Source organism: Bradyrhizobium sp. CCH5-F6 (genome assembly GCF_001556045.1).
GTDB lineage: Bacteria > Pseudomonadota > Alphaproteobacteria > Rhizobiales > Xanthobacteraceae > Bradyrhizobium.
In genome coordinates this window covers 1-11231 of the sequence record NZ_LSIC01000126.1, presented here as the reverse complement: position 1 = coordinate 11231, position 11231 = coordinate 1, and the positions used below count along the sequence as shown (strand labels likewise).

Annotated in this window: 9 protein-coding genes; 1 reads left to right on the top strand and 8 read right to left on the bottom strand. The window is 65.2% G+C overall.

The genetic code is table 11. From position 1 onward, the window contains the following. Window positions 1-126 precede the first annotated feature (126 nt). The 3 genes from merBA to AX729_RS23795 all read right to left on the bottom strand — a co-directional run bounded on the left by merBA (window position 127) and on the right by AX729_RS23795 (window position 3375). A complete protein-coding gene (merBA, locus tag AX729_RS23810; RefSeq protein ID WP_061026728.1) occupies window positions 127-2388 on the bottom strand; it encodes a bifunctional organomercurial lyase/mercury(II) reductase MerBA in 2262 nt (753 codons plus the stop codon). Window positions 2389-2634: 246 nt separating this feature from the next. Beyond that, on the bottom strand, window positions 2635-2928 hold the full coding sequence (locus AX729_RS23800; RefSeq protein WP_061026726.1) for a cation transporter: 294 nt from the start codon (window positions 2926-2928) through the stop codon (window positions 2635-2637). A gap of 21 nt (window positions 2929-2949) precedes the next feature. Further along, window positions 2950-3375 (bottom strand): mercuric transporter MerT family protein, encoded by a 426-nt coding sequence (locus AX729_RS23795; protein WP_061026725.1) that lies wholly within the window; start codon window positions 3373-3375, stop codon window positions 2950-2952. An 85-nt stretch (window positions 3376-3460) separates the two neighbouring features. Between AX729_RS23795 and AX729_RS23790 the strand changes: the two genes are divergently transcribed. Then, a complete protein-coding gene (locus tag AX729_RS23790) occupies window positions 3461-3889 on the top strand; it encodes a MerR family transcriptional regulator (protein WP_061026724.1) in 429 nt (142 codons plus the stop codon). 43 nt (window positions 3890-3932) lie between these two features. Here the strand turns inward: AX729_RS23790 and AX729_RS23785 are convergent, their stop codons facing one another. The 5 genes from AX729_RS23785 to AX729_RS23765 all read right to left on the bottom strand — a co-directional run bounded on the left by AX729_RS23785 (window position 3933) and on the right by AX729_RS23765 (window position 10962). After that, the gene (locus AX729_RS23785) at window positions 3933-4865 is read right to left on the bottom strand and encodes an ArdC family protein (RefSeq protein ID WP_061026723.1); all 933 of its coding nucleotides are present in this window, start codon (window positions 4863-4865) and stop codon (window positions 3933-3935) included. A gap of 223 nt (window positions 4866-5088) precedes the next feature. Further along, window positions 5089-5532, bottom strand: coding sequence for a hypothetical protein (locus AX729_RS23780; protein ID WP_061026722.1), 444 nt, complete (start codon window positions 5530-5532; stop codon window positions 5089-5091). Further along, a complete protein-coding gene (locus tag AX729_RS23775) occupies window positions 5529-7622 on the bottom strand; it encodes a hypothetical protein (protein WP_245325356.1) in 2094 nt (697 codons plus the stop codon). The genes AX729_RS23780 and AX729_RS23775 overlap by 4 nt, the downstream gene beginning before the upstream one ends. 71 nt (window positions 7623-7693) lie before the next feature. Next, the gene (locus AX729_RS23770) at window positions 7694-9535 is read right to left on the bottom strand and encodes a site-specific integrase (protein ID WP_061026720.1); all 1842 of its coding nucleotides are present in this window, start codon (window positions 9533-9535) and stop codon (window positions 7694-7696) included. Further along, the gene (locus AX729_RS23765; RefSeq protein WP_245325357.1) at window positions 9532-10962 is read right to left on the bottom strand and encodes a tyrosine-type recombinase/integrase; all 1431 of its coding nucleotides are present in this window, start codon (window positions 10960-10962) and stop codon (window positions 9532-9534) included. The genes AX729_RS23770 and AX729_RS23765 overlap by 4 nt, the downstream gene beginning before the upstream one ends. Window positions 10963-11231 lie beyond the last annotated feature (269 nt).

Sequence of the window (11231 nt, the reverse complement as noted above, 5' to 3'; positions counted from 1 at the left end):
TTATCTGAACAGTCAAGCTGTCTCAGCCGGATGATTTAGCGGCGTTTGCCTGAAAATCTGCGGCTTCCCGACCCATCTCGGCGCGTGAGACAGATTCGCGGATCGCTCACGGACCTTGGCGGCTGCTCAGCCTGCGCAGCAGGAGAGCTTGGCGACATCCTTACCGAACGACAGCGCTGCGAGCTTCAGGCCCTCGACGGTGGTGAGATACGGAAAGATTGTATCTGCGAGGTCGTCGACGGTAAGGCCCTGCCGGATCGCGAGCGTCGCGGTCTGGATGCTGTCGGCGCCTTCCGGGGCGAGGATTTGCGCGCCGAGCAGCCGGCCGCTGCCGGCGTCGGCCACAAGCTTGATGAGCCCCCGGGTATCGCGCGCTGCGAGCGCCCGCGGCACCTGGTCGAGGCCGATTGTCGATACACGGATGGCATGCCCGGCCGCGCGCGCCGCAGCCTCGGTCAGGCCGACGCTCGCCACCTGCGGATCGGTGAACACGATGGCGGGCATGGCGCTGTTGTCGTAGCGCAAGCTGTCGCCATTGAGGGCGTTCTTGGCGGCGAGCTTGGCGCCATAGGCGGCCATGTAGACAAACTGGTCGCGGCCGGTGACGTCGCCCGCAGCATAGATGCCGGCCCTGGTGGTCCGCATGCGGTCATCGACGACGATGCCGCCCTTCGGCGAGAGGGCGATGCCGTGCTCGGTGAGCCCAAGGCCTTCGATGTTGGGCGCGCGCCCTGTAGTGATCAGCACTTTATCGGCGTCGATGGTCGTGTTCTGGCCGTCGCGTGAAACATCGAGCGCAATGCCGTTCTCGATCTTGCGGATCGCACGGTAAGCGATACCGGAGACCACGGTGATCCCTTCGTCCTCGAAATATCCCGTCAGCGCCGCACCGATCTCGGGCTCGGCCTCGGGAAGCAAATGGGACCGGCATACGAGCGTGACCTTGACGCCGGCGCGGGCGAACATCTGGGCGAGCTCCGCTCCGATATAGCCGCCGCCGATGATGAGCAACAATCGCGGTAGCTCCTCAAGGTCGAGCGCGGTCGTGCTGGTGAGATACGGTACAGTCTCGATGCCAGGGATGGCGGGCACCGCCGGCCGCGCGCCGGTCGCGATGATGATCTTGCCGGCGGGAATGCGCGCGCCGTCCACCTCGACACCACCTTCTACGAGGCGCGCCGGTCCTTCGCGATAAGCGATACCGTTGTAGGCGGGGAGCAGGTTCGTGTACTTGGCCTGGCGCAGTTCGGAAACGAGGGCGTCCTTCTGACGAACGGTTCCGCGCCAGTCGGTCAGTTCGGCCTCCGCCGTGATGCCGGCGAAACGTGCTGCCACGCGCGCGTTGTGAAGCGTCTCCGCGGCTCGGATCAGAGTCTTCGACGGCACGCAGCCAATATTGACGCAGGTGCCGCCGATGGTGCCGCTGCCGATGAGCGCCACCTGCGCGCCCTGATCGGCGGCCGTGATCGAGGCCGAGAAGCCGGCCGAGCCGGCGCCGATGACGACGAGATCGTAGGCGCCACCATTGCGACCGTTCGTGCGAAAGCGGTCCGCCACTACAGCGCACTTCGATGTCGAGCCGACCGACGATTGTGCCGCCGTTTCGAGGCCGGCGAGGCTCGGCCCGAACAGAGCGCGACCAGCCTCCAGCCCTTCCTCGATCGACAACCGAAACCCGGCCTCGTCCCCAGCCTGTTGGCGGCGCCAGGCGGAGAGATGGTCGTCAGAACAGAAGAAGGCGGTGGTCGCGCACAGCGAGTTCGCAGCACACGCGCCTTCGTAGCGAACGCTTTGCCACATGACGGCCGTCCGCGGCTCGGTCTGGGCAAGCACCCGTCCTTGGTCCCGCGTGGCGATCCGGATTGGCGCGCCACAATGGCGGCAGCGCGATGCAATCGTGATGTCGAGATCAGTCATGGCGCCAATGCCGAGTGCGTCGACAGCGCACATGGCGTTGAGAACACGTCCGTGGAGTGTGACCCGGTGCCCGGTGTTCCGGTCGGTGAAGGGATAGGCGCCGACGATCCGCTCGCCGTCGAGCACGACAAGGTCGCGACGACGGAATTCTTCGAGCAGAGACCGGATGGCTGCCTCGCTCAACCCCGCGCGCTCCGCAAGCGCGCCCGTGGTCGGGGCTCGTCCTTCCTCGGCGTAGAGCTTAAGCAGCGCAACACGAACGCGGTCCGTGGCGGGATCGTAGCCACTCCAGCGATCGAACACATGGCCGGACCCGACCATTGCTTGCAGGGCATCCTTGACCGCTGGTGATTTGACCACAGACCAATCCGGAAACGTCACGCCCGGCCGCACGGTGTAGCTCGGGAGCGTCGTGGATGCGGAAGCTGCAAGCTTGTCCCGGGACGAGGAGGATGCGCAACAGTCGTTCATGGCTTCACGCCTTCGTTGTGAATCTTGGTCTCGCTGCGGTCGGCTTTTGCACGGCGACGATGGATAGCCCACGCGACGAGAGCGAAGCACGCGACCATCAGGGGAAGCACAACCGGACCCGCACCTGCCAGCCATGCGCCGAGGCCGGCCAGTGGCAGGACTCCGGCGAGAAACGGCGTCGCGCAACAGATCGCAGCGAGGACGGCGCCAGCCGTGCCCGCACGGATCAGAGCGCGGTCATTCACCTCAACTGCCCTGCTTCACCGGATGGGCCGGATAGCCCGCGTTCATGCTGGCGGTCGCGATGGCGTCGGGGTTCGTCTTCGCGTCGTCGAAGCTCACGGTTGCGGTCTTGGCGCGGAACGAAACGGCGACCTTTGCGACGCCGACGACCCCCTCCATCGAACTCTTCACGATGTAGGGACACGAGGCACAGGTCATGTTGTCGACGGAGAAGGTGATCGTGCGCTCGCCGGCGAATGCAGTCGATGCCGTCATCATCGAGGCGATCAGGGCGAGTGCGCTCAAATATTTGTTCATCGGACGGGTCTCCTTTTGGTGTCAGGCGCGAAGCAGTAGCGGGGCGACGTAGTCGAAGGCGAAGGCGGCGATCACGAGCACAGTCGCGATCCAGAGCGCGAGCTGGACGAGACGGTTGGAAATGGGGCGCGCGCAAGCGGCACCCTCGGCGCAGGCTCGCCGCGGCTTCCAGTAGACGAGATAGAAGCCGCAACAGAGAAGGCCCGCGGTGCCGGCGACGAAGATCGGTTTGTAGGGTGCGAGCGCCGTCAGATTGCCAATCCAGGCGCCACCGATGCCGAGGCTGAACAGGATCAGCGGCACGATGCAGCAGGACGAGGCGGCGAGCGCGCCGAAAATGCCGCCAACGGCGATCAGACGCTGCCGTCCGACCTCACCGCGCTCTGACGCGGAAAGATCCGCCGCAGGGGGCGCCGTGCCTGCCGTTCCGGATCGCGATGCGACCATGTCCGTTCTCTCTTTCCTTGTCGAAATCCTATGCGTGCCGTACCATGGGGTCTGTAGTCGCTACAGGGTCAAGAGGGATTTTGCGATGCGCGATCACGCCGTGGTGAAGGGCCTGCAGCGAGCCGAGCTCGCCCAACGGACGGGGTGCAACCTGGAGACCGTGCGCTATTACGAGAAGGTCGGTCTTCTGCCCGAACCGCCGCGCACGGCTGGCGGCTATCGCAGCTACGACACGTCGCATGAGCGGCGCCTTCGCTTCGTGTTGCGGGCGCGCGAGCTTGGCTTCTCCCTTGATGAAATCCGTGAGCTGCTGCGTCTCGTCGACGAGCGCAACCAGCCCTGTGCCGAGGCGCGCGCCGTCGCCGCCGCACACCTTGAGGACGTGCAGGCGAAGATCGCCGATCTGAAGCGCATGGAGCGGGTGCTCAAGAAGGTTGTCGCACAATGTGCCGACGGGACGTTGCCGGAATGCCCGCTGATCGAGACGCTGTTCTGGGAGGGTGCGGTCAACTGATCGCACCCGGTGGAGCCCGTGAAACGGCCCACTGAGGGGGCGCCTACGCGGCGCCCCTGACTTCGTGCCGATGAGCATTGGCTTGCCGGGCGTTCATCCAGTCGGCGATCTCTTGTGCCTTGCTCGCAGCCGTGAAGATGGCGCGCTTGTCGGAGCGCAGCACTTCGAGCCAGGAGGCGATGTAGCGGGCGTGGTCGGGTCGTGGCTCAACACTGAGGTTGAGGTCGGCGCAAATCATGGCGCTGAGAAGCTCGACCGTGCATTCTTCCATGGCGTAGGCGGCCGAGCCGAACCGTCCGGACAGATCGCGGTCGAGGCGATGCTTGGCGCCGGAAGCGTGACCGCATTCGTGGAGCAGCACCGCGTAGTAGGCAACAGCGTCTCGGAAGCAAGCGAACTCGGGCATCTGCACGCAGTCCTTCGATGGGATGTAGCAGGCCTGCGATCCGCCGTGGCGAATGTCGATGCCCAGCGCCGCGCAGAAGCGTTCGGCGTGCGCGATGCGCTCGACCTCGGGAAGCACGGGCATCTCGGGCGGCGTGTAGCCGTCGACCTGGGCGCAGTTGAAGACGGTGTAGCCGCGGGCGAATAGACGTCGGGCGGCCGCGTCCTGATCTGCGTCGCCGTCCTGACGCTCCGCCTCGCCGTTGCGATCGCTGATCTTCCAGAATACGATCAGATGGCCGCGCTCGCCCTTGCGGACTTGGGCGCCGAGCTCCTGCCATTGGCGATAAGTGCCCCAGATGCCGGCGGCATAACCGGACGCCTGCGCCGCAGCCCAGAGCGAGAGGATGTTGACGCCGCGATAGGCCTTGCGCGAGGCGATGTTGACGGGCGTGGTGATGGCCGATCCGTCGTGATGCCAGGGCATCCGGTACTCGCCGGCGCCGACCTCGATGGCGGCGATGATCTGGTTGGTGACGCGCTCGTAGATGTCGTTGCCGGTCTGGGCCTGGCTGTTGGTATCGGTGGTCATGGGTGGCTCCTATGCTCGCCCTCTCCGTCGAGGGCGAAGCGGCAGGGGCAGACGCGGCGAGCCGGGCCGTCACACCCTGTTCACGGTTGCTGGTGCGGAACAGGGTTGACGGGCCGGCAGCGTCTGCCACAACCGAGCCCCTGCCTCGACGGGCGAGCACAGGAGACGTCGGCCATGACCGATGGCCGCAGGACCTGCCGGCGGTGAGGATATTGCGTGGCTCTCAGCCAGCGCCGTCTCGCGGCGAGCGCCGCAGCGGAACGACCTTAGCCTCATTCGATCGCGCCAGCTCATCCTGCAAGCCGGCAATCACCTCATCACGCTCGGCAACTTGCAACGTCAGCACCTGGATGTGCTGCGCGAGCGTGCGGGTCAGCGCGCGCAGTTCGGCCATCTCGGCACCGCGCACGGCCCGGAGCTCGGCTTCAAGGGAGCGGACGCGATCCTTTAGTGCTTGAGGAGATGATCGCCGGTGGCGGGCTTCGGCAGCACGAAACTCGGCGAGAAGATCGACCGCGCGGTTCGCCGTTGCCCGGCTGACGCCGGCCTCGCGCGCCAGATTGGAGACGGTGAGCGGGCCGTCGGTGCGCTCGGGCCGACCGTCGAGCAGTCGTGCCATTGCCGCCCTCAATGCCGCCTCGCTCTTCGGACCCGTTCGCGTGGTCATGTACCACCATCGATAAGGGGTGCAATCAGCCGGCGCTTGCGCTCGTTGTCCTGCGTAATGGCTGCGCGTTGCAGCAGCGTCAGGCGACCGTTGCTGAGCAAAGCTTCGCCCTCGGCGATCGAGGCCCGCCATGGTTGGAGGTGGCGCGCGGTCAGGCAAGCGTTGGGGCAACGGTCTGGGCTGCATCGCGACAGGGCTGGTGCAGTCCGTTCAGGATCCGGCGAGGCTGCTAGGCAGAGCGCGGTCGCGGCTTCGAACAGGCAATCGTTGAGAAAGCCGACGTGCAAGGTTCGACCGAGATGGGCGAGCATCGTGCGCAACCGCTTGCGGTCCACGATCCGGCCGGGCAGATCGCCAAGCTCATCCTGCACACGCGCGAACTCGCGTCGCAATCGCGTGGCACCGGGTCCCGCCGGACCGTCATGATGAAGAAACGCTTCGTAATGAGCAACGATGTCGTCGAGCTGACCGAGCGCGCGTTCACGCTCGACCGCCAAGCGAAAATCGCCATGGGCCGAGCCCGCATAGCCTTCGAACATGGCGACGGAAGCATGCTTGTATTGAATCTTGCCTGCGATCGTGCCGAACGGCCGGTTGGCGATGTACCATGCGATCGTGCGGCGAAGCTGCCGGGTCGTGAACTTCCAGGGCTCATCCGCGATCCGAGGAATGACCGGTTCGTTGCCAGAACGCGCATCGAGACCTTCGCGGAGAAGATTAAGCGTCGGCGTCGCACCAATGCCGAGATGATCCGCGCTCCAGGGCCAGTCCTTCAGCGCCACCCATAGGGACGATAGCCCCTTCTCACGACGATTGCGAGCCGAGAGGATCTCCATCACTGCAACGGCGCGGGCGACGGGTTCGATCGTGATCCAGTCGGCCGTCACGCCGCGCGCACCCTGCCGCTTGTAGACGGTGCTGCGCACCCGGTAGCGTTCGATCAAGCCGTCGGCGCTGCGCTCCGTCGACACGCAGCCTGGCTGCATGGCCTGCACCTCACTGTCGCGCATGCCGGTGAGATAGGCGCAGATAACGTAACAGGCGCCCTGCAGCATGCGTTCCTCACGGGCAAGGCTCAGGCCGTCGAAGCGTTCGCGCCACGGCAGGCCGGTGTCCGGGTCGACGGAGATCGGCGTATCGAGACCGCCGACCTCAGTCCCGAGCTCGGCCGCTGCCTGATCAATCATCTGTGCCGTCGGTTCGGACTGGCTGATACGGCCGCTCTCGGGAGCGCCGACGTGCAGGCGCATCAGGTGAAGATTGTAAGGAGGTGTCTCTGCGCCGGTTTGTGGGTCGATGCGGCGGGCGACATTGGGTGCGCGCTCCCAGATCGGCACGCGTCTGCCGGCCATCCGGCGCGCCTCGAGCCATTTGATCAGGCGGGCGCGGTAAGTCTCGGCAAGCGCTTGTCCGGCCCGGGCGTCCTGCGCCATCAGTTGCTCGCAACGAGCTTCGAGGGCATCAAGCTCCGCTCGCGCTGCGAGGATATCCGGCGCAAAGACCTCGACGTATTTGAGCGACCAGTGCAGCATGGCGCCGATGATTGGTTCGGGAATGCGCGGCGTAGCATTCTCGGCCGGTGCCGGCGGCCGCTTGGCAACATGGTGAGCCGCACGCCCACGCCACGGCAGAAAGCCAATGCCGCCTTCCGACAGCCATGGCGACAGATGATGCAGGTCGATGGGGACCTCGACGTACTTCACTGTCTCGTGTGGCGTTCGCCGGCCACCATCGCGGGCGTGTACCAGATAGGCGTCAAGGACGGGCTGGTCGATCCGGCGCAGATCGACGGCGCCAACGTGCGCGGTGAGGAACGCCGCAAAATGCTGGATGTAGCGCAGCAGCCGGATCGCCCAAGCGACACCACACGGCGCCCGGTATCCTGGCACATGGATGCGCAGGCGCGTGAGCACATACTCCTTGGCGAGCCGCCGGGTCACAGGATCGATGATACGGGCGAAATTGAGCCGGTAATTGCTGTAGCGGGCGTTCACCCGGAAGATGGCAGCTCCCAAATCCCAGTGGTCATCGCCAAAGCGCGGGAATTGCGCTCGGTCGGCATCCTCCCTGACCGGAATGCCGGCAAGCACGGGCTCGTCGTCGCCATAGACGGCCGATGGAAGCGATGTGGGCTCCAGCGAAGCGTTGTTAGCGGAGGGCATCATGGTGCTCCAGCTTCCGGTGGCAGGTAAGTGAGCGTCGGGTCCGATGCCGCGAGCTGGCCGGCCTGTTCGATCTCGGCCGCACTGAACCGCGGCAAAATCTGATCGGCGATCCGCCCATGAACGCGGCCGAACTTGGCGATCCAGTCGGCTTCACTGAGCGACTGTCGTTGCGCCCGGATGAAGCCGAGAAACGACAGAAGCGCTGGCAGCTTGCGTGCGGTGATCACTGCATTGCTGCATTCGAGGCACCCCCAGAATGGTGACGGACAAGCGTCCCCTTCGGCGCCAAACGGGCCCTTGTAGAAACCACCGCAACTGGCGAGCCAGACATCCTGCTCGCCGCTGAGCAGAGCGTTGACAGACGCGCCGCCGGAAACCGGCAAACCGACAGCCTTGTCCGGATCGGCTCGAATGGCTGCCTCCTGCTCGGATGACAGGACGTACGGATGCAGAGCCGCATCGAGCGCGTCCCCCATGGCGTCGGCGATGGTGGCTTCGTGGATATGGCGAAGCGCGGGGATATCGGCGTAGTGATTGGCCGCAACGGCCACGCTGTGGCCGACCGCAAAGCGGTCGAGTTGACCGCCGGTTTGCCGATACCATGCTGCTTTATGCGTCTTGCGCAGGCGTGTCAGGTTGAGCCGGAGAGGCTTCCCCTCTTCATCGCAAATACCATGTCGCTCGGTCCATGAAGCGACAAGTTCCCTCGTGGCGAGGACACGCGGGGTCAACCGCCCCCAGGCGAAGTGAGCCCAGAGCGTGACGGCGGCAAGCCGGCCTCGCGCCGGAGCGGTCCATTGCAGCACCTTACGGATCAGGCCGCCCGGTGTCGATGAAGCGCCATCACGCACGCGCAACCGCTTCCACTCGGCGCCGCGCGCCCGCCGCTTACAATACTCGATCTCGACATAGCCGCCTGCAGGGTTCTTCAGGCAATCCGCCCGCAACTCCTTGATCGCTTCGATCTCCAGCCCGGTATCGAGCGACAGCAGAATCATCAGCGGCACGAGATCGGCGGCGAGCAGATACCTGCGGCCATGCAGATCGTAGACCAAGCGATCGTTCGGCAAGCCACTCTCGCGGCGAAGCGTGTAGAGCTGCTTGAAGATAGGATGCCGGTGGCCAATGACGCCTTCGGCGTCGACTACAACCATCGCGCGTTCGTGCGCAACCTGCAAAGCGTTGGTCCGATCGGCATCCTTGAGCGTCGAAATGCGATCCGTCTCGGCAAAGCGACCCATCAGTGTGGTGAGATCGGCGCGAGCAGCATTCCGCAATGCTGTGGCGATGGGATCGCCATAAGCATCACGTGGCAGGGCACGGACGCCTGGTCGGTCGCTCGTGTACATCAGCCGCCGCGAGGCATCGGGCGGCAGACAACCCGGCTCGGCGGCCTCGGCGAGCCGGAACAGATTGAGCACCTTGCTCATGCGGTGAAGCCGATGATTGGGATGCAGACCACTCTCGTCCATCCATGCATCGAATCCGTCGAAGCAAGCTGCGCTTACATCTGAGATACGAGTGACGCGGGGCTTTGTGGAATCGAGATAGCGCCAGAAGAACTTGAGTGCGTTGGCATAAGCTGCCGCGGTCGAAACCGAGCCGGCCGGGCCGCCGACCTGACAAGCGCGCCAGAGCGCGCCCGCAAGCGGTTGGGCCAACACCTTGCGGCCAGACAGCGCGGTCAGATCGATCGTAATACTGCGATCCGCGAGGGTGACGGTGAATCGGAGCGATGCGATGGCGATGGCGGCTTCGCCCTCGGGATCAGGCAACGCCTCAGGAAACAATGCGCGGCGTCCCGGCCGGCGCACCGGCCCCGCTGTCAGATCGGTCATTGCGCGTCACCGGCCGCATCTTCGGCCCAGCGATCAGCGGCCGCGTCGACCAGTTCCTGCGCCTCGGCAAGACTGTCGAGATAGATGTAGGTGCTGGTCACGCTGGCGTGGCCTAACAGGTGCTGGAGCTTCTGCAGCGGATCCCCGAGAATCCGGCGGTAGGCTGCGCCATGCCGATCCTGCGGATCGAACACCACCCCGATTTGCTCACGGATCAGCATGGAAAGCATGTTGACGGCGAAGGTGTGCCGCAGCGTGTGTGGCGTCACGTTAACGTCGATGCCGAAACGGCGGCAGCGCGCGCAGGCGCGGCGGAAGGCCGCCTCCCAGGTTGCTGACGGGACGGGCTCGCCGTCTTCCGTTAGCCAAAGGAGGGCATGCTGCGCCTTGCCGGGCGCGCCGGTCAACGCACGGCCGCGCTCGCCCGGCGTCAGCCGGTCGACGCGGACCCGCTTGCCCATCGCGTCGACGACCTTCTCGCCATCCGGCGTCAACCAAAGCGGATTGGACACGATCGGTTCTGACCGGGCTGCCGAGATCGCGCGTTCAAGATCGATGTAGTCGTTGATGAGCCTCAAAACCCGGCGGGGAATGCGAATGCGGCGCGGTCGTCCGCCCTTGGCGACCGCGCCGGGAAGGTCAAACGGGAGCGAGCGCATGCCGGAGTCCGCCTTGCGCGGAAGATCGGCGAGTAACAGGCTGCCGCCCTCCGACAACCGCAGACCGGTCGTGACCAGGAGTTCGGCGAACAGCGCGTTGCGCTCGCCATTGCGGCCACGCCAGGTCGGGTCTTCGGCACCGTCAGGCAGCCTTCCCCGCAAGCCCACGTCGCGAAACAGCAGATAGCTGCCAAGATTGACGAAACGCATATCGTGCCGCCGCGCGGCACGTTCGCGCGAGCGGTTCGCCGTCACAGCCAGCAACGCGCGAGTCCCCGCCGTCCTGCGAAGGGTCACGCTGTAGCTGAAGGGCGAGGACGTCATGATCCCTTCTTCGACGGCCCACCGATAGAGCTTATCGAGCGCCGCAACGCTCCGATTCCAGCTCGCCGCCGAGATGCGATAGGGAGCCGCCGATAGCCGCCGGGCCCGATGGAACGCCAGAACGTCATGACGGTCGGCCTGCCAGACTGTCTTCCCGCCGCGCCGCTCGCAAAGAAAGCGGGCCCAGACCAGAATGTCCCGCGCGTAGGAGCGCCAGGTGTTCGGCGAGCGCGCGCCCATACCTGGGCAGGCGCGGAAGAACCGATTGAGATGGAGATCGTAGCTCCCGTCATCCATTAGAATGAACGGCATGCCGTCAATCAGCCCGGCGCGCTCGCCAACGTCGAGCGCGCCGGGCACGATCCTCACTGCAAGGCCATCAATGGAAAGCGGAAGCGGACGCGACAGCGCGTCAAGGTTCGTAAAATACAATTGCACGCACACACCCAAGCGGAGCGCCTTCGGCGCGACTCTTTTTGTTTAGCTTGCGAGGGGTTCCCCTCGCGCTCTCCCGCTCGCCGCGTGGCAGGGGTGCAGGACTTTGCCTGCACCCCTTGACAAGTTTGTGGAGTCGCCGCCGCGTCAAGCGTTGTCCTCGCTTACGCTGCGGGAACGCTTGACCCGGACGTCTGAAGAGCTTCACCGCAACACCGGTGACGCGGCTCCATGCCTGATTCTGAGACAGGATCACAGAGTCAAGATAAGGCGACCAG

Coding starts and splice junctions, on each gene's coding strand:
- merBA (WP_061026728.1), bottom strand. CDS start 2,388: ATGAACGACTGTTGCGCATCCTCCTCGTCCCGGGACAAGCTTGCAGCT.
- AX729_RS23800 (WP_061026726.1), bottom strand. CDS start 2,928: ATGAACAAATATTTGAGCGCACTCGCCCTGATCGCCTCGATGATGACG.
- AX729_RS23795 (WP_061026725.1), bottom strand. CDS start 3,375: ATGGTCGCATCGCGATCCGGAACGGCAGGCACGGCGCCCCCTGCGGCG.
- AX729_RS23790 (WP_061026724.1), top strand. CDS start 3,461: ATGCGCGATCACGCCGTGGTGAAGGGCCTGCAGCGAGCCGAGCTCGCC.
- AX729_RS23785 (WP_061026723.1), bottom strand. CDS start 4,865: ATGACCACCGATACCAACAGCCAGGCCCAGACCGGCAACGACATCTAC.
- AX729_RS23780 (WP_061026722.1), bottom strand. CDS start 5,532: ATGACCACGCGAACGGGTCCGAAGAGCGAGGCGGCATTGAGGGCGGCA.
- AX729_RS23770 (WP_061026720.1), bottom strand. CDS start 9,535: ATGACCGATCTGACAGCGGGGCCGGTGCGCCGGCCGGGACGCCGCGCA.